Source organism: Lysinibacillus sp. K60, from assembly GCF_019731275.1.
In the GTDB taxonomy this organism is placed as follows: domain Bacteria; phylum Bacillota; class Bacilli; order Bacillales_A; family Planococcaceae; genus Lysinibacillus; species Lysinibacillus capsici.
Genome location: NZ_JAASJR010000001.1, coordinates 717,625 through 737,675, shown reverse-complemented (window position 1 = coordinate 737,675; position 20,051 = coordinate 717,625). Strand labels below are relative to the sequence as shown.

General features: G+C 36.0%; 16 protein-coding genes. 7 read left to right on the top strand and 9 right to left on the bottom strand.

The features are described from left to right. Positions 1 to 32 precede the first annotated feature (32 nt). Genes rpoZ through HCH28_RS03555 form a run of 3 tightly spaced genes read right to left on the bottom strand, consistent with a single transcriptional unit; the run spans position 33 to position 1,801 of the window. Entirely contained in the window at positions 33 to 260 is a 228-nt protein-coding gene (rpoZ, locus tag HCH28_RS03565; RefSeq protein WP_004227380.1) for a DNA-directed RNA polymerase subunit omega, read from the bottom strand. A gap of 4 nt (positions 261 to 264) precedes the next feature. Further along, positions 265 to 882 (bottom strand): guanylate kinase, encoded by a 618-nt coding sequence (gene gmk / locus HCH28_RS03560; RefSeq protein WP_004227379.1) that lies wholly within the window; start codon positions 880 to 882, stop codon positions 265 to 267. 43 nt (positions 883 to 925) lie between these two features. After that, entirely contained in the window at positions 926 to 1,801 is an 876-nt protein-coding gene (locus tag HCH28_RS03555; RefSeq protein ID WP_004227378.1) for a YicC/YloC family endoribonuclease, read from the bottom strand. Between the two features lie 261 nt (positions 1,802 to 2,062). Here HCH28_RS03555 and HCH28_RS03550 point away from each other — a divergent pair, with 261 nt between their 5' ends. The 7 genes from HCH28_RS03550 (at position 2,063) to HCH28_RS03520 (ending at position 12,243) form a co-directional block, all read left to right on the top strand. Further along, complete coding sequence (locus tag HCH28_RS03550) at positions 2,063 to 3,760, top strand: Rqc2 family fibronectin-binding protein (RefSeq protein ID WP_221679787.1); 1,698 nt, start codon at positions 2,063 to 2,065, stop codon at positions 3,758 to 3,760. A gap of 253 nt (positions 3,761 to 4,013) precedes the next feature. Beyond that, positions 4,014 to 5,699, top strand: a complete 1,686-nt coding sequence (locus HCH28_RS03545) for a methyl-accepting chemotaxis protein (RefSeq protein WP_221679785.1) — start codon at positions 4,014 to 4,016, stop codon at positions 5,697 to 5,699. Between the two features lie 909 nt (positions 5,700 to 6,608). Next, positions 6,609 to 8,273 carry a peptide ABC transporter substrate-binding protein gene (locus HCH28_RS03540; RefSeq protein WP_004227373.1) on the top strand — a complete coding sequence of 555 codons (1,665 nt, stop codon included), beginning with the start codon at positions 6,609 to 6,611 and terminating at the stop codon, positions 8,271 to 8,273. 132 nt (positions 8,274 to 8,405) lie between these two features. Next, a complete protein-coding gene (locus HCH28_RS03535; RefSeq protein ID WP_004227372.1) occupies positions 8,406 to 9,335 on the top strand; it encodes an ABC transporter permease in 930 nt (309 codons plus the stop codon). Next, positions 9,335 to 10,255 carry an ABC transporter permease gene (locus HCH28_RS03530; RefSeq protein WP_004227369.1) on the top strand — a complete coding sequence of 307 codons (921 nt, stop codon included), beginning with the start codon at positions 9,335 to 9,337 and terminating at the stop codon, positions 10,253 to 10,255. Before HCH28_RS03535 ends, HCH28_RS03530 begins: the two co-directional genes overlap by 1 nt. A 13-nt stretch (positions 10,256 to 10,268) precedes the next feature. Further along, positions 10,269 to 11,324, top strand: a complete 1,056-nt coding sequence (locus HCH28_RS03525) for an ABC transporter ATP-binding protein (RefSeq protein WP_221679782.1) — start codon at positions 10,269 to 10,271, stop codon at positions 11,322 to 11,324. Beyond that, positions 11,317 to 12,243, top strand: a complete 927-nt coding sequence (locus tag HCH28_RS03520; RefSeq protein ID WP_221679779.1) for an ABC transporter ATP-binding protein — start codon at positions 11,317 to 11,319, stop codon at positions 12,241 to 12,243. The genes HCH28_RS03525 and HCH28_RS03520 overlap by 8 nt, the downstream gene beginning before the upstream one ends. Before the next feature lie 550 nt (positions 12,244 to 12,793). Here HCH28_RS03520 and opp4C read toward each other — a convergent pair. The 6 genes from opp4C to pyrE all read right to left on the bottom strand — a co-directional run bounded on the left by opp4C (position 12,794) and on the right by pyrE (position 20,049). After that, on the bottom strand, positions 12,794 to 13,702 hold the full coding sequence (gene opp4C / locus HCH28_RS03515) for an oligopeptide ABC transporter permease (protein ID WP_048395389.1): 909 nt from the start codon (positions 13,700 to 13,702) through the stop codon (positions 12,794 to 12,796). Between the two features lie 12 nt (positions 13,703 to 13,714). Continuing rightward, positions 13,715 to 14,680, bottom strand: a complete 966-nt coding sequence (opp4B, locus tag HCH28_RS03510) for an oligopeptide ABC transporter permease (RefSeq protein WP_016994271.1) — start codon at positions 14,678 to 14,680, stop codon at positions 13,715 to 13,717. Positions 14,681 to 14,762: 82 nt separating this feature from the next. After that, positions 14,763 to 16,496: an oligopeptide ABC transporter substrate-binding protein gene (opp4A, locus tag HCH28_RS03505; protein ID WP_221679777.1), complete on the bottom strand. Its 1,734-nt coding sequence runs from the start codon at positions 16,494 to 16,496 to the stop codon at positions 14,763 to 14,765. Between the two features lie 54 nt (positions 16,497 to 16,550). Then, positions 16,551 to 17,540: an ABC transporter ATP-binding protein gene (locus HCH28_RS03500; protein WP_048395393.1), complete on the bottom strand. Its 990-nt coding sequence runs from the start codon at positions 17,538 to 17,540 to the stop codon at positions 16,551 to 16,553. A gap of 4 nt (positions 17,541 to 17,544) precedes the next feature. Then, positions 17,545 to 18,540 carry an ABC transporter ATP-binding protein gene (locus tag HCH28_RS03495; RefSeq protein ID WP_048395394.1) on the bottom strand — a complete coding sequence of 332 codons (996 nt, stop codon included), beginning with the start codon at positions 18,538 to 18,540 and terminating at the stop codon, positions 17,545 to 17,547. Between the two features lie 879 nt (positions 18,541 to 19,419). Beyond that, complete coding sequence (gene pyrE / locus HCH28_RS03490; RefSeq protein WP_048394623.1) at positions 19,420 to 20,049, bottom strand: orotate phosphoribosyltransferase; 630 nt, start codon at positions 20,047 to 20,049, stop codon at positions 19,420 to 19,422. Positions 20,050 to 20,051: the final 2 nt, after the last annotated feature.

Genomic DNA, 20,051 nt, shown 5'->3' with positions numbered 1-20,051 from the left:
CATGTAAACATAGTAAAGCACTTTACATGATGTTAGATTTCGTCCTCATACACAGTTGACTCATCCTGTGATACTTTCGTAAGTACACCTGCCGCTACTTCTTCAAGTGCTTTCCCTACATATTTATGGGAAACATACTTGTGTAAGCGTTCTGTGTCTTGCTCTTCTTGCATTTGGCGAGCACGTTTAGAAGCAAGGCTCACTAATGAATATTTTGAATCGATTTCTTTTTTTAAAGCATCTACTGATGGGTATAGCATTGTTTTATTCTCCTCTCAACATTGACAAATATCTTTTTTCAACACGTTCTCTACGACAATGCTCGGCTTTAATAATCGCATTTATACGATCACAGGCATTCGTCACTTCATCATTTTCCACAACATAATCATACAAGCTCATCATTTCAAGCTCTTCACTTGCAGTAGCGATTCGTTTGGCAATGATATCCTCCGTTTCTGTCCCACGTCCAACTAAACGATCTTTTAATTCCGTTAAACTTGGAGGGGCTAAGAAAATAAATAAGGCATCTGGTGCTTTTTTACGAATTTGTGCTGCACCCTGCACTTCGATTTCTAAAAATACATCACGACCTGCATCAAGTGTTTCATTTACATAAGCTAATGGTGTTCCATAATAGTTACCGACAAATTCAGCGTGCTCTAATAAGCCACCTTGTTCAATTAACACTTCAAATTCATGACGCGTCTTGAAAAAATAGTCTACACCATCTACTTCACCTTCGCGAGGATTTCGTGTTGTCATCGAGATGGAATACTCATAATTCGTATTCGGCTGAGAAAATAATTCTTTTCGCACTGTCCCTTTACCTACACCAGAGGGGCCAGACAGAACAATTAATAATCCACGTTCTTTTATCATTTATTCTCTATATCTCCCTTAATTTATAACAGACACGTGCAAGTTATTCGATGTTTTGCACTTGCTCACGCATCTTTTCTAAAATTGTTTTCGCCTGAACAACAGCAACCGCTGCTTCTGTAGATTGATTTTTTGAACCAATCGTATTAATCTCGCGATGTATTTCCTGCATTAAGAAGTCCAATTTACGCCCAACCGAAATCTTTTCAAGTAATGTTTCCTTCAGTTGATTGAAGTGACTATCTAATCTGTCTAATTCTTCGGAGATGTCTACTCGTTCTGCAAAAATTGCTACTTCCGCTAGTAAACGATCTTCTAGCAATGTGCCATTTGCAACTTCATTAATTCGCTCTATTAATCGTGTACGATATTTTTCAACAGCAAGCGAAGAACACAAACGAATCTGATTGACTTGCTCCATTAACTGTTCTTTATATTGTACAACAACCTCTTGTAATTCTTGCCCTTCACGCTCACGCATTTGAACGAGCTGTTCAATCGCTTGTGAAATCGCTTGTTCAACAGCACTGAGCAAATCCTCTGGTGTAAGCTGGGGTTTTTGCTGTACAAGTGCCTGCTCTAACGATAAAAGTTCTTGCATCGTCCATTTTTCTTCAAGTGGTACTTTACTTGCTAATTGCTCTTTTGCCTTACGATACGCTTCAATTAATGACCAATTAATCTCAATAGATTGCTCTACGTTCTCTAAGTCCTTCACATATACCATCACATCAATTTTGCCGCGTGACAAAGCTTGAGAAATTAGTTTCTTTGCAAAAATTTCAGCTTCAAGCCATTCTTTCGGAAATTTTGCATTAATTTCTAAAAAACGATGGTTGACCGAGCGCATTTCCACGGTTAATTGAAAGTCTCTAGTTGTTGTGACACCTCTGCCAAAACCAGTCATACTACGCACCAAGGTTCGTCACACCTTTCTTTGCATACTGGGATTATTATAACATAAGCTTTGTCGATTATGACGACTCTCCAAAAAAATTTGGATAAAGTAAAAGCTAATTCTACCACAATTGAAGCTATATTTTAATATTCACCTAAAAAATGCTATGATAAACATACCAAAAGAGTATTTGCAGAAGCTTAAAAATAGTGAATGCAGATACATTAAGAAAAAAATACGAAAGTACCAAGATGCTTGATATCGTTGGAAAGAGGAATTCATATGGCATTTGATGGCTTATTTACTTATTCAATAACTGCCGACCTACAACAGCTAGTCACTGGTCGGATTACCAAAATACACCAACCTAATGCACAAGAGGTTATTTTACATGTGCGAGCGAACGGAAAGAATCATAAATTACTGTTTTCCATCCACTCTTCTTATGCACGTGTACACCTTACTGAACAAGTGATTGAAAATCCAGCAGAGCCGCCAATGTTTTGTATGCTTTTGCGTAAGCATATAGAGGGTGGTTTTATTGCTTCTATAAAACAGCGTGATTTTGATCGCATTATAATAGTAGAAATTGAAAGTAAAAATGAAATTGGAGATCCAATTGTAAGAGAAATACATGCTGAAATTATGGGTAGACATAGTAATCTACTGTTGATTGATCAAGAGCAGGGAAAAATTATTGACAGCCTAAAACATCTACCGCCTTCAGTCAATAGCTTCCGGACTGTACTACCAGGGCAACCGTATATTGCGCCACCCACACAAAACAAATGGAATCCTTTAACAGTGACAGATGAAGAGCTAACAGCATTTTTTGTTGAAGCAAAAACCTCTAAAGAGATAGTGCAACAATTAGCTGGTTTTTCACCTCTCCACGCAGAAGAATTATTGTATCGAATGAAGACGACTTCAAATACGCTAGCATGTTTCAAGGATTTTATGACCTCCTTTGCGAACGGTGGAATGAAGCCTATGTACGTACTCTTCAATCAGAAAGTATACTTTTCCCCTATCGAATTAACGCACTTGCATGACGGGGATATAACAATCTATCCTAATGTCCATGAGCTTCTTGATCGTGTATTCTTTGCACATGCAGAGCGAGATCGTGTAAAACAACAAGCAGGCGATTTAGAGCGCTGGCTACAAAATGAGATTGACAAACTAGCTTTAAAAACAAAAAAGTTAATGAAGGATTATGAACGTGCCTCCAAGCTCGATCAATTCCAACTATATGGTGAGCTATTAATGGCTAATATCTATGCCTTTGAAAAAGGAGTCAAGGAAGTTACTGTCACAAATTACTATAGTGAAACTGGCGAAGAAATAACGATTCCAGTAAGCGAACGTAAAACACCGATTGAAAATGCCCAAAGCTATTATACAAAGTACACAAAGGCAAAAAATGCCTTGGTCATGGTTCAAGAGCAGCTAGAAAAAACGACTGATGAAATTTCTTACTTCGAAATGCTAGCACAGCAAGTTCAGCAGGCTTCTCCTGGAGATATTGAGGAAATTCGTGAAGAGCTAGCAGAGCAAGGTTACTTAAAACTACGTCATGCGAAGAAAAAGAAAAAACAAGCGAAACCTGAACCAGAACGATATGTTTCTTCTACAGGTGTAATAATCTCTGTTGGAAAAAACAATAAACAAAATGACATGCTGACATTTAAACTAGCAAAGCGGACTGATATTTGGTTACACACAAAAGATATTCCTGGATCACATGTTGTCATTCATTCAAGTGAACCAGATGAAACGACGTTGCGAGAAGCTGCCACACTAGCCGCCTATTTTTCTAAGGCCAGAGAATCCTCTTCTGTGCCTGTAGATTATACCGAAATAAGACAGGTCAAAAAACCAAATGGTGCCAAACCTGGTTTCGTCATCTATTTTGAACAAAAGACACTGTATATTGACCCTGATGAGACAGTCATTTTACAGTTAAAGAAACAGTCATAAAGGAAGAAACCGATACAAATTGTATCGGTTTCTTCTTTTTTATAACGAGTACACGTAATCCGTACTATAAAACGATGAAAACAACCTTATCTTGATTGATTTTTACAGACAATCTTCCTTATTATAATAACAATTTAAAAACACATGAATAATCTGCACTGTTTCCTTCAACGAATATTGACTTCTACTACTGAGAAACGCTAAATTAAAGTATAAAAATTTTTATAGAGCATTTAGGAAAGGGCGTATCTATATGTCTGTAGGTAAAAAATTAAGCTTTGGTTTCTTTGCAATTATTCTCACATTAATCATTTCTTTGTTCATTATGTTTCTGTTATTTTCAAACATTGAAAAAAAGATTGAAAATGCATTAGAAGGACATGTTGCCCTTGTAGAATTAGCAGATGATATTCAATACGAAATGGCTATGCAAGGACTTTTCATTCGTGCCATCATCATCGAAGACAAACCTGCTAACAAAGAGAGTTTCTCAAAATATGCAAGTATGCTCGACACACATGTAGAAGAAATCATAGAAAAATCAAATTCAGCTGAAATGGAAACATATGCACAGGAATTAAAAATTTATAATGATACTTTTAATAAGGCAGCAACCGAAGCAATAGCTCTATTTGAAGCTGGTAATCTAGAAGGTGCTTTGCAAAAGGTAAATGGTGAAGTACAACAAGCGAATAAAGGTATACAAGATGTATCCGATAAAATTGGAAACTATCAAAAGGAACAACTAGATATTGTGACAAAAGAATCTAAACAGGCCGTATTCAATTCCCAACTCATTTCCATTATCGCAATCATTATTGGTATCGCTCTAGGTATTTTCCTTATTTTCTATATACAACGGACAATCTCACGCCCTTTAAAATCTGTCGTTCTGGCAGCCAACCATGTAGCTAATGGTGAATTAATTCATCCAGATATTACCTATCAATCAAAAGATGAAATTGGTCAGCTTTCAACAGCTTTTAATGCCATGAAGGGTAATCTGAAAAATTTATTAACGCATATACAGGACAATGCAGAGCATTTAACAGCTTCAGTAGAGGAACTTTCTGCCTCCACTGAAGAAATAACTGCCACTGCTGATGAAATAACAATACGGATTAATGAAACAGCTGATGCTGCAGTGACAGCTACAGTAGCAGCTAACGAAAGCGCACACGCAATGGATGAAACAGCTGTAGGTGTTCAACGAATAGCTGAGGCAACTCAGCAACTACATCAGAATGCTATAACAACTTCTGAATTAGCAACAAATGGAAATGAGACTGTAGAAGAAGCTCAGCAACAAATGAATGTCATCCATGAATCAACACAAATGATTAATAATCTTGTTCAAAAATTGAGTAAGCAATCAGATGAGATTAGTCAGATCACAGCTGTCATTACAGCCATTACAGATCAAACAAATTTATTGGCACTCAATGCAGCAATTGAAGCGGCTAGAGCTGGAGAGCATGGTAAAGGATTTGCGGTTGTAGCAGATGAGGTTCGTAAGTTAGCTGAGGAATCCAAACAATCAGCCAACCAAATCGTTGCCTTAACACTAGATATTCAACAGGATACACATAATGTAGAAAAAGCAGTCTTTGATGGACTTCATTCTGTCACAGAGGGCGTTAAAATCATCGGACATGCTGGACAAGCCTTTGAAGGAATTGTGAAAGCAATTAATACGATGACGGATCAGATTGAAGATATATCAGCTACCTCTGAAGAAATTTCAGCTAGTGCTGAACAGGTTGCAGCGTCCGTTGCAGAAATCGCCCACGGTGCTTCAACGAGCGCAGATAATACAAAAATTGTAGCTTCAGCAACAAGAGAACAATCTATAACAGTACAACAAGTAAACCAAGTTGCCGCAGATCTAAGCGAAAAGTCCTTAGATTTACAGAATCAAATCAATCAATTTAAACTTTAAATAGAAAACAGTGCATTTTATAGATGGGATGCACTGTTTTTTTATATTTTTTTCATAGTACACCACTTAAAAAGTGGAAGAATATCCTTCTGAATAGCTATTGATAACGTTTTCATTTGATGAATAAACAGATTTTTAGTAATTATTTGCATTATCAATCCTCTTCAGTAAGACAAATGACATCCTCAAAAAAACAATATGATTAAAAGGGTTCTCTTTGGAAGAATATAGGACGAATTGAAGCATTCTCTTTATTTTTTGACTGATGAATAAAACAGTAACCAACTGCATAAATGCATGTATATTCAACTAGCTCTAAAATTATTTCAAAAAAACTTAATCTCATAAACTAGCTTGTCACTAAATCCAATTTTTTCTTAGTATGGGTACCTTTTTTCATACAAATGCTCATTTTTTTCTTTTTCTTCCCCACAAATGGATAATCCTAGAAAAATACAAAACAAGTTTCTTATATATCATTAATAGATAAAAATATTCATGTTTTGCGATAGTAAATTACAAGAAATTACCTGTAAAAGAAACTAATTCACTGAGTTTTACATAGATTTTCTACAAATCTATACAAATTCCTCAAGGTATTACATCTATGACTTTTGATTCATTTTTCAAATATCCATAATATTATCAAAAAAATAGGAATTTTCCGTATAGTAAATCATTTTTTTATTTTTACTTTATTTTTGATATTCAGAATAAGTAAATATCAAATTTTTAATATATATACACTTCTCCTCTTTAGTGTGATAAATCGGAAAAATTTATTATTCTCCTAAATGTCAGATAATACTATATAAATTCGAATCTTTTTTATTTTGTACACAATGATTTTTTTGGTATATTAAATAGGAGCTTCACAAAAGGCTTAAAAATTGTATAAGGGGGATTCACATGAATAAAAACAAAAAGTTTTTATTACTAACAGTCCTTGCAGTATTTTCTTTAGTACTTGCTGCATGTGGCTTCGGTGGAGATTCGTCTGACAAATCAAAAGACGAAGGAAAAGATTCTGGTTCTTCAGAAGAAACAACTTCATCAGGTGGCGAATTAAATGTTGTAGTAGCTTCTGAGCCGCCATCACTTCATCCTGCATTAGCAACAGATACAACTTCTGGTGTTATTCTTACAAATACTTTTGAAGGATTAACAACACTTGATGCAGACGCTCGTCCGGTTGCAGCTGCTGCTGAAAGCTGGGAAGTTAGTGAAGATTTAAAAACATACACGTTCAAATTACGTGATGCTAAATGGTCAAACGGAGATCCAGTAGTAGCTGGTGACTTCGAATACGCTTGGAAATGGGCATTAAACCCAGACAATCTTTCTGAATATGCTTCAATCCTTTATCCAATTAAAGGTGCTGCAGCATACAACAATGGTGAAGGTTCTGCTGATGATGTAGGCGTTAAAGCACAAGACGAAAAAACATTAGTAGTAACTTTAGAAAACCCAACACCTTACTTCTTAGAATTAACAGCATTCAAAACATATGCACCATTAAACCAAAAAGTAGTTGAAGGTAATGATGAGTGGTATGCAGATGCTGGTGAAAACTATGTAACAAACGGTCCTTTCACATTAGCTGAATGGAGACACAATGATACAATCGTATTAAAGAAAAACCCAGAGTACTGGGATGCTGATAAAGTTTCTTTAGAAACTGTTAATATCGGTATGGTTGAGTCTGAAGCAACTGCAGCAACAAGTTTCAAAGCTGGAGAAATTGACTACTTAGGTGCACCATTCCAATCTGTGGCACTTGATTCAATCGATGCATTTAAAGCTGATGGTTCATTAAATATCAATGACCAAGCTTCTGTTTACTGGTACAAGCTAAATACAAAAGATAAAATCACTGGAAACGCTAACATCCGTAAAGCGTTAGCTTTAGCAGTTGATCGTCAAGGTTTAATCGACAACATTACTAAAGGTGAGCAAAAACCTGCATTAGGTATGGTTCCTATCGCCGTTCATGGCTTTGAAGAAGACCGTGGTTACTTCAAAGATAACGATATCGAAGGTGCTAAAGCAGCACTTGAAGCTGGTATGAAAGAACTTGGAATTACAAACCCAGCAGATATCAAAATTAACCTTTCTTACAACACAAGTGAAGCACACGCTGCTATCGCTCAATACGTTCAAGAGGGCTGGACTAAAAACCTAGGTATCACTGTAGGTCTAGATAACTCTGAATGGCAAGTATATTTAGAAAAACTTAACCAATTAGATTACCAAGTTGGCCGTATGGGCTGGGTTGGTGACTACAACGATGCTTATACATTCTTAGAAATGTATGACACTGCTGCAAATGGTAACAACGATACTGGTTGGGAAAGTGCAGAATACAAAAAATTATTAGATCAATCTAACGTTGAAGCAGATCCTGCTAAACGTCTTGAGCTTTTAAAACAAGCTGAAAAAGTTGCTGTGAATGATTTCCCAGTTATTCCAATCTACTACTACACGAACCTATCTGTAGTACAAGATTATGTGAAAAACATGAAGGCAGACATCCTTGGTAACATCTCTCTTAAAGAGGTTAAAGTAGAGAAATAATCAACAATAATTCGCTTATTTAGCTCTACAGCGAAGAGCTGCCTCGTAGCCACTTCGGCGCGAGTCAGCTCTTTTTAAAATACGAAGGCATATATTTGTCTGAAAATTGACAAATAGAAGGAGGAGTTTTATGTGATTAAATATATTTTGAAAAGGCTGATGTATATACTTCTCGCGCTTTTCGTCATCGTAACGGTTACGTTTTTCTTAATGCGTCTCGCTCCTGGTAGTCCTTTCGCGAGTGAACGTAATTTCCCACCTCAAATTGAGGAGAAGTTAAACGAAACGTATGGATTAAATAACCCTTGGTATATTCAATATAAAGATTATTTAATCGATACGGCCACATTCAATTTCGGTGAGTCAATGAAATATAAAGCGCGTTCTACAAATGATATGATTTCTGAAAGTTTCCCTGTTTCATTAACATTAGGGATTGAAGCTATGCTATTAGCAGTTGGATTCGGTGTATTAATTGGCGTAGTTTCCGCGCTATATCATAATAGGTTCCCGGATTATTTGGCAACGTCCTTTGCGGTGCTCGGTATATCAGTACCTTCATTTATCTTAGCAGGTTTAATGCAGTATTTCTTAGCCTTTAAGCTAGGCTGGTTCCCTATTAGTGGGTGGAAGGGCTTTATTTATAGTATTTTACCAGCCCTTGCAATCGCTTTCTCACACATGGGCTTTATCGCAAAATTAACACGTTCAAGTATGCTTGAACAAAACAATAGTGATTATGTAAAAATGGCTCGTGCAAAAGGTATTGGTAAATGGACAATCGTATTCCGTCATACATTACGAAATGCCCTTCTGCCAGTCGTAACATACCTTGGTCCATTAACAGCTGGTGTTGTAACAGGTAGTTTCATTGTTGAGCAAATTTTCGCTATTCCTGGACTTGGTAAGCACTTTGTTCAAAGTATTACAAACCGTGACTATACAGTAATTATGGGTACGACGGTGTTCTATTCCATCATCCTTTTATTTGCGGTATTAATCGTTGATATTCTATATAGTGTGATTGATCCGCGTATTAAACTGAAAGGAGCGAAAAAATAATGACACAGCAACAAATTGAAAAAGATAAGTTTAAAATTGTTGGTGGAAATCATGAAGCAACGGAAAAATTAGCTGATAAATCAGTCTCCTTTTGGAAAGAAGTATTTCTCCGTTTCTCTCATAACAAATTAGCCATCATTGGGATAATCATTTTAATCATTGTTATTTTAATGGCTACATTCGTACCAATGCTTTCTCAATATAAAGCAAGTGATCAGCTAGGTGTTTACAATGCACCACCATCTGCACAATTTTGGTTTGGAACGGACGACCTTGGTCGTGATATTTTCGTTCGTATTTGGGAAGGCGCTCGTATTTCCCTATTTATCGGAATTGCTGCAGCGATTATTGACTTAATCATCGGTGTTTTATGGGGAAGTATTTCAGGCTTAGCAGGCGGTCGCGTTGATAACATCATGATGCGTATTGCTGACGTTTTAACAGCTGTACCTTACCTTCTAGTAGTAATCGTACTTTTAGTTGTTATGCAACCTGGTTTAATTCCTATGATTATTGCCCTGTCCATCACTGGATGGATTAACATGGCACGTATCGTTCGTGGTGAAGTACTATCTATTAAAAATCAAGAGTATGTTCTTGCTGCTCGTACATTAGGTGCTAGTACAGGCCATTTAATTATTAAACACTTAGTTCCGAATGCTCTTGGTGCAATCTTAGTAACGATGACGTTAACAATTCCATCTGCTATTTTCACCGAATCATTCCTAAGCTACCTTGGTCTTGGGGTGCCTGCTCCGACAGCTTCTTGGGGTACAATGGCCTCTGATGGTAATAAAGCTATTGCCAATGCTCCATGGCGCTTGATTTTCCCAGCAGTATTTATCTCACTGACAATCTTTGCGTTTAACGCAGTTGGTGACGGCTTACGTGACGCTCTAGATCCAAAACTACGTAAATAAGGAGGTGGCCGAAATGAGTAAAACAATTCTAGAAGTAAAAGATTTAAGAATTAATTTTAAAACTTACGCAGGGCTTGTCCGTGCTGTACGTGGTGTTAACTTTGATTTAAAGGAGGGTGAAACACTCGCTATAGTAGGTGAATCAGGCTCTGGTAAAAGTGTTACAAGTAATGCATTAATGAAACTAATTCCCCAGCCACCTGGTATTTATGAGTCAGGACAAATTTTATTCAATGGCCGTGATTTAGTTCCATTAACTGATAAAGAAATGTCTAAAGTACGCGGAAATGAAATTGCAATGATTTTCCAAGATCCTATGACAAGTTTGAATCCAACAATGAAGGTCGGACGTCAAATTACTGAAGTCATTTTGCAACACAAAAAAGTTTCTAAAGACGAAGCGAAAAAACGCGCGATTGAGCTTTTAACACAGGTAGGTATCCCCTTCCCTGAAAAACGCTATAACCAATACCCACATGAATTTTCTGGTGGTATGCGTCAACGTGTTGTTATTGCCATTGCACTTGCAGCTGATCCTAAGCTATTAATTGCAGATGAGCCGACAACAGCTCTAGACGTAACAATTCAAGCGCAAATTTTAGAATTAATGAAAGAAATTCAGAAAAACTCGAAAACATCTATCATTTTCATTACACACGATTTAGGTGTAGTGGCGAATATCGCTGACCGTGTAGCGGTAATGTACGCTGGGCAAATCGTTGAATATGGTACTGTGAATGATATTTTCTATAATCCAAAGCATCCTTACACATGGGGTCTACTTGGTTCAATGCCAGATTTAGATAATGATACTGATGAGCTATTACGTACGATTCCAGGCTCACCACCCGATCTTACGAATCCACCTAAGGGTGATGCATTTGCAGCTCGTAACGAGTATGCTATGGCGATTGATTATGAACAAGAGCCACCAATGTTCCAAGTAAGTGAAACACATTTTGCAAAGACTTGGTTGTTGCATCCTGATGCACCAAAGATTCCTCTTCCAGATGCGGTTGCTAAACGTATTGAAGGGTATTTAGCAAAGGAGGCACAAGAAAATGACTAAAACTGGTGCGAAAAAAATTCTTGAAATCAAAAATTTACAGCAGCATTTTGGTTCGCCAAGTAATCCTATCAAAGCTGTAGATGGTATCAGCTTCGATGTCTACGAAGGTGAAACACTTGGTCTTGTGGGTGAATCAGGTTGTGGTAAGTCAACAACTGGTCGTTCAATTATTCGATTATATGATATTACAGGTGGCGAGATTGTTTTCGATGGTGAAAATGTCCATGGAAAAAAATCCAAAACTGAGTTAAAGAAATTTAACCGTCAAATGCAAATGATTTTCCAAGATCCTTATGCTTCTTTAAACCCTCGTATGACAGCTGGTGAGATCATTGGTGAAGCCTTTGATATTCATGGCCTTTACAAGGATAAAAAAGAACGTCGTGCAAAAATCCAAGAGTTACTTGAAGCTGTTGGTTTAAACAAAGAGCACGCGAATCGTTACGCACACGAATTCTCTGGTGGTCAACGTCAACGTATTGGGATTGCCCGTGCACTAAGTTTAGATCCTAAGTTTATCATTGCGGATGAGCCAATCTCTGCGCTAGACGTATCTATTCAAGCGCAAGTTGTTAACTTACTAAAACAACTACAAAAAGAACGTGGCTTAACATATCTTTTCATTGCCCATGACTTATCTATGGTAAAATACATCAGTGACCGTATTGCTGTAATGTACCGCGGTAAAATCATGGAAATCGGTAAAGCAGACGATATCTACAATAACCCTGTTCATCCGTATACAAAATCTTTACTATCAGCTATCCCACTTCCTGATCCAATGTCAGAGAAGCGCCGTCAACGTATTCAGTACAAGCATACAGAGGTTGACGAAAGTGCAACCTACCATGAAGTAGGTGACCAGCATTATGTTTATGGTACTGCTGATCTAGTAAAAACTTGGGTTGCTAATCGCTAAAAGCTATAACTCCTATCGACAGTATAAAAACTGTGATGGGAGTTTTTTTAATTTACTTCTTTTATTACCCAATATCCCCATCAGACTAAACCTAGATAAACTTACTACCTTTTAGTAGACTATAATTCCCTTCATTCTTTTATTTTACACAAAATAATTAGTTAATAAATACCATTTATGTAAAATTAATTTAAATATTTTAAGGAATATATTATGATAGAGTTAACACGAATAAAGGGGTGTATTCAATGAAAAAAAGTATGAAACTTCTTCTTGCTACATGTTGTTTTACAATCGTATTAATTAGTGTTGGTTCTACCACAGCATCTGCCTATCCAGGTCCATGCCACAGTCCAAAGCCTTGTGTGATTAGACCATAATAGTTGGTCTCAAAACATTATTTCAGGTCTCTATCTTCTTTGTAAGGACAATCAATATTACTATGTATTAAACTATTATCCTTTATAAAATTCGGCACCTTTAAATGTAAAAGTAATCACATTTAAAGGTGCCCTATTTTCTTGTCATTTATTTAATACCCATTTTTTAATTACCTTCTAGATTTTGGATTTAATGCATCCTTTAACCCTTCTCCGATAAAATTAATGGACAAAATTACTAGTGTAATAGCTGTTGCAGGAGGCACCCACATCCAAAGCTTCTCCTTTAATACCTCTGAGTTTCTAGCTTCGGACAGCATATTCCCCCAACTTGGTGTATCTGCTGGTACGCCTAACCCTAAAAAGCTTAAACCAGATTCAGCGACGATTGTTACAGCCATCAGCAATGTTGCTTGTACAATAATCGTCGAAGCAACATTAGGTAGTAAATGCTTCATAATAATCTTTGATGATTTACATCCTATTGATTGAGCTGCTAATATATACTCATTTTCCTTTTCAGCAAGCACCCTACTTCGTACAATCCTTGCAACTGATCCCCACATTAACAGTGAGATAACAAAAATCAAAGTCCATAGACCAGATACTTTTCCAATTAGAATTTGATTTAAAACAATTACAAAAATCATAAATGGAAACATTAAGATAAAATCTGTAAATCTCATGAGTATTTGATCTATTTTTCCACCAAAGTACCCTGAAATTGCGCCGACTGTAGTTCCAATTAAAACAATAAAGAACATACAGCTTAATCCCACTGTTAAAGAGGATCTACCAGCATAGAGCATTCTTGTAAACACATCTCGTCCATTTGTATCTGTTCCTAACCAATTTTCACTAGAGGGTGGTTTACTTATTTGGGTAAAATCCACCCGGACAATATCTTTAGTTGTAATATATGGTGCTAGAAACGATAAGATAATAACAATCAGTAAAAATATAAGGCTAATCAAGGCTAGTTTATTTTTAAAGAACTTTCGTCTCGCAATTACCCATGGCGAGGGGCTTTTCTTTGGCGATTTTGGCGTTAAAACTTCTTGATCCGTTACCAATGTCATATTTCCCCCTCCTTAATCCAATCTAATACGTGGATCTACTACACCATATAATAAATCCGCTATTAAATTTCCAAAAAGTGTTAAAAACGAAAGTAACATTGTGATCGACATCATGACTGCATAATCCCTTCTTCCAACTGATTCAAGGAAGAGAGCACCTATTCCAGGATACGTAAAGATTGTTTCTGTTATTACCGCACCGCTAATTAAAGTTGCGATATCAAACCCAAGGAACGTAATAAGAGGAATAATAGAATTTCGTAAAATATGTTTGTTATAAATTTTCGATTCTTTTGTTCCCTTTGCTCTCGCAGTTCTTACAAAATCTTTTCTACTATTTTCAATAATGTCATTCCGCAAAAATTGTGTATAGGATGCTGTTCCCATCAATCCTAATATAAGCGCAGGTAGTAAAACATGGTGGAATCTACTTATATAGTAGTCCAAATTTCCAGGCTCTAGCCCGACACCAACAGATCCGTTAAATGGGAACCAACCTAACTTGAACGAGAAAAAGTAAATGGCTACAATTCCCGCAACAAATGACGGAATGGCTAAAGCTAGATAATTATACGTTGCAATCAAATTATCCCCAAGTGTATAGGGTTTTCTACCAGCATACATGCCCATGATAAATGCAAATATGTAGGTAAAAATTAACGATGTTAGAGCTAAAAATATGGTATTAGGTATACGCTGCGCAATAATTTCTACTGCTGGTTTCTTATAAACAGTTGATTTACCAAAATCCCCTTGCATAAAATTAACAATCCATCTACCGTATTGTTGGATAATAGGATCGTTATAGCCTAATTTTTCTCTCATTTCTTCGATATATTGTGGATTCGTATTAGAAGGATCAATTTCACCAGCAAATGCATCTCCTGGCATCATTTTCGCTAAAAAGAATACCACCAACGAAATAAGGAGTAACAATGGGATCATGCCAAGTAGTCGTCGAAGTGTATATTGAAGCATGTAACGTCTCCTTATCTATAAATTTACTAACTAAGTCCTCTTTTCAAGGACTTAGTTAGCAAGAATTAAAGTACACAATAGCTTATTCTTTAATATGCCATTTATAAACATCCGTTTGGAAGCCAACAGCGTTGACATGAACACCTTGTAAACGGTTATTAATACCATATAAATCTAAGTTTTCCCATAAAGGAAGTGCAGGTAATTCTTCGTTGAAGTATTTTTGCCATTCAACATATGTTGCCATACGTTTTTCTTTGTCAAATGCTTCTTCACTTAAGCCTTTATCCAATAATTCTTGGTTTTTAGGATCTACCCAACGACCATAGTTCCACTCAGCGTCATTACCCCATAATCCTGATGGATCTGGATCAGCACCTGTACTCCACGCACCGAAGAATGCTTCTAAAGCTGCATCATCATTATCTTTCATATCATTATATAAGTTAAACTCAATTAAACTACCTGTCGCTAATTCTGTTTTTACACCAATATCATTCCAAGATTGAACAATTGCTTGTGCACGTCCTTCAAATGCTGCTGAACCTGCATAGTGACCAAATGAAATTTTAAATGGTTGTCCCTTTGGATCTTCTACGAAACCATCACCATCTTTATCTACATAACCTGCAGATGCTAATAGCTCTTTTGCTTTTTCTGGGTTGAATTCATATTGGTTTAGTTCTGACTCTGGTGCAGCAGTCCAGAAAGTAGTTGGAATCACAGTGTTGGCAACTGTTGCTTTTCCTTCTAAGAAAGCATCGATCATTGCTGGACGGTTAATTGCATATAATAATGCTTGACGTAATTCTTTTGCATTAAATTTATCAAAATCTGCCACATTTTTTAATGTAGCTTTATCACGATGACCAAAACGAAGTCCGATATATGAATAGCCCACACCATTAGTTTCTTCAATACGTACATTGCCTAATGCTTCTAATTCTTTTACAGATTGTGGTCTAATATCCATAATGTCAATTTCTCCATTTTGGAATGCACCAGTTGCTAATGATGGGTCAATTACTTTTACAATAACACCATCAAGCTGTGGTTTGCCCTTCCAGTAATCATCAAAACGCTCTAATTCAGAATATTCTCCATCTACAACTTTTTTCACCTTAAATGGCCCTAAGCCAACAGGATTTTCACGAACTTGCTTTGACTCCTCTAAATCCTTAACAGCAATACCTTCATAATGTTTCTTCGGCATTGGATTTGACCATAGATTTTCTAAATTATTAATTTTCACTTGTTCAAAAGTGATTTTTACAGTGTATGGATCTACTACTTCAATACCTTCGATTTTGTCAGCCTTACCTTCTTTTTTAGCTTTGGCACCTTTAATTCCCTCAACATAATTGTAGCGAGGTCCAGCATAATCAGGATGCGCAAGAGTTTCTAAAGCAAAAACCCAGTCATCAGCTGTTAATTCCTCACCATTATGCCATTTTACACCCTTCTGGAATGTAAACGTATACGTTAATTTATCCTCACTAATTTCCCATGAAGCTAAGTTTGGAACATATTCTAAGTCATCATTTACATCATAAATACCTTCCATTGTGAAATTTTGAATATAGCTGTCTACAATACTACCTGAATAAGCAGGATCATATACGCCTTCAGGTGCAACATCTGTACCATATGTTACGATGCCACCCTCTGTAGAAGGTTTATCTGTTGTTGTCGTTGTATCCCCACTTGTATCCTTTTCATTTTCCTTCTCTGTTTTTGATGAGTCATTATTACATGCAGCTAAAAATAATGCCATAACTAGCAATAGCATAAATGACCATAATGCTGATTTTTTCATTTTTTTCCCCCCGTAATTTTATTTTTGTCAATAACTATTTTCCGTTTTTAGTTTTTAATATAAATGACAAGCAACACTATGCCCCGACTTCACCTCCTTTAAAGCTGGCTTAGATAATGAACATTCTGCCATTGCCTTTGGACATCTTGGATGGAATGGACAGCCTGATGGTGGATTAGCAGGACTCGGTATATCTCCCTCTAAAACAATACGACTATTTTTCTTTCTCGGATCAGGCACAGGTATTGCAGAGATCAATGCTTGTGTATAAGGATGTAATGGCTCATCGTAAATATGTTCCTTATCAGCTATTTCTACAATATTTCCTAGATACATCACGCCAATTCGATCGCTCATATGCTTGACCACACTTAAATCATGTGCGATAAACAGGAATGTTAAATCAAACTCATCCTGAAGTTCTTTTAATAGATTAAGAACTTGTGATTGTACTGATACATCTAAGGCTGAAACAGGCTCGTCTGCAATAATAAGCTTTGGTCTAAGTGCAAGTGCCCGAGCAATACCAATACGCTGGCGCTGACCACCTGAGAACTCATGAGCATATTTATAATAGGCATCTTCAGGTAAGCCGACTTTTCTTAATAGCTCCATTACCTCGCCTTTTAATGATTTCAATGATTTGTTACTAAAATTCATAATCGGCTCTGCAACAATGCTTCCTACCATTTGCATAGGATTTAAAGATGCGTATGGATCCTGAAATACCATTTGAATATCTTTTCGTATATCTCTTAAAGATTTCCCTCTCAAGTTTGTAATATCTTTACCGTCAAAGATAATTTTTCCATCCGTCGAGTCTAATAATCTTAAAATTGTCCGTCCAGTTGTCGATTTGCCGCAACCCGATTCTCCAACTAACCCTAATGTCTCGCCATTTTTAATAGAAAAAGAAATGTTATCCACTGCTTTTACATGACCGACAGTATGCCTTAAGAAGCCACCTTTGATTGGGTAATATGTTTTCAAATCAATTATTTCTAATAAGTTATCCTTTTTTTGTTTTACGATTGTTTCATTCATGCTGTCAGCTCACACCCTTTCTAGTATCGCAACTTTCATAAAGTAAACAAGATACCTCATGTCCATCATCTATAAAGGAAAGTTGCGGCGTAACCTTGCTACAATCAGGCATAGCTGAAGGACATCTATCCACAAAACGGCAACCTATTTGGGGCATATTTTTCAACGAAGGTACAATCCCTTGAATGGTCGTTAACTTTTCAACTTCCTCATCGATTCTTGGTATAGAAGCCATTAATAGCTTTGTATAAGGATGCTGAGGATTGTGGAACAAATTATCTACATTTGTTTTTTCTACAATTTTCCCCGCGTACATGATAATTACTTCATCACACATTTCGGCTACGACTCCTAAATCATGTGTAATAAGTACGATGGACATATCATTTTTTGCTTGAATTGTCTTTAATAGCTCTAAGATTTGAGCTTGTACCGTCACATCAAGTGCCGTAGTAGGCTCATCTGCAATTAATAGTTTAGGTTGACATGCAATGGCAATGGCAATCATAACCCTTTGTCTCATACCACCAGATAATTGGTGAGGATACTCATCTACAATTTGATCCGCTCTGGGTATGCCGACTTGCTTTAATAAGTCTATTGCTTTACTTTTAGCCTCAGCCTTTGAGATTTTAGAGTGATTTAAGATAATCTCTTGTATTTGTGAACCAATTGTAAAAACGGGATTTAATGATGTCATGGGTTCTTGGAAAATCATACTGATATCTTTTCCTCTAATCTTATTCATGTCATCGCTAGAATAATTTTCGATGTTTTTTCCTTCAAACTTAATTTCTCCGCCTGTAATTTTGCCAATCCCTTTTGGAAGAAGCTGCATAACTGAAAGTGACATGACACTTTTTCCACATCCAGATTCTCCAACTACCCCAATAATTTGACCTGATTTGACTGAAAAAGAAACATCATCAACAGCATGATAGATATCCCCATCTATATCGAAACCAGTTTTAAGGTTTTTCACTTCTAACATTAAGCTCATTTAATATCACACCTTTAATTTTTTTACTAAAAATCACTACATCCTTTATGTAAGCAACAGAAACATATGTCTAAAATGTATTCTTTAAGTAAAAGATGTAAAAAGAAATTAGCTTTTGGCTTCCCTCATAAGATTCAATATTCCGAAAAATTAGATCATAAGATGTTAAACCTATTTCAAAATTATATTAGCTAAAAAAAACATCAAATTTTAAAGAGAACATCTTCATTACATAAAATTGATCCTATTTTCCAAATGTAATAGTAACTGGATCAGTATATAATATTCTGACAATTAGGCGTAATGCTATTTTATCTGGAAATAATACATTTAATCAAGTGAATTTTTACAATTCTCATAATATTACATACAAAATAATCCATACAACTATACCATTTCAAATTGGATACTTTAGGTTTAAGCATACTGAATATTAGTTCATTTTCAACTTTATTTGCCTAAAGTATCATTTTTTTATTTTATTAAAATAATAATAACCTACTCAATTGATCCACACATACTACGTCGAAATTTACTTTTATTTGGAAAACATGATTATAAAAGGATTTTTATTGTTTATTTAATTCAGAGAATGATACTAAATTTTCCTAATTATTATTAATGAATAATTTTATTTACTAAAGCACTAAACAAATGAAGTGTTTTATATTACATTAAAAAAATAATTATTTTTATAATTTCTTTAATCTATAGGCCATACTTCTCTTAAAAGTTAATAAAGTTTATTTTCCTTTGACTACGTCGAAAAACACAAAAAAACAACTATCAACAAAAGTATCGATAGTTGTTTCTATGCATTTGCCCTCTTTTATATTCCAGTAACTCTATGTTTTACTACTACTTTTACAAGATTTCTAATTATAGCTCTCCAGCTTTTAATTTTCCATGCCATTCTTTTAAGAATGGAATATCTTCTTCTTTGATAGCGCCTGATTCATTTGCTGCTTCAATCAGATAATCAAAATTTGTTAATGATACGTATTGGATGCCAGCCTCATCAAATGCTTGTTCAGCGCGTGGAAGATTATATGTGTATACACAAACAACTCCAAGCACCTCACAGCCTGCTGCACGCAATGCTTCTACTGCTGTAATGGAAGAACCACCTGTAGAAACGATATCCTCCACAACCACTACTTTTTGTCCTGCTACGTATTTTCCTTCAATTTGATTACCACGGCCATGCTCCTTCGCTTTAGAGCGTACATAAACCATTGGTAATTCTAAAATATCACTTACCCATGCCGCATGTGGGATACCTGCTGTAGCTGTTCCTGCTACAATTTCTGTCGCTCCAAAATTTTCTTTGATGACAGAGGCTAAACCATTTGCTAATTGTTTACGAATAACTGGATCGGAAATTGTTAAACGTGTATCACAGTAAATAGGTGATTTAATACCAGATGCCCATGTAAATAGCTCTGTAGGATTTAATTCTACTGCTCCAACTTTTAACATAGCGTGTGCAATTTCATTTTGTAATGTCATAA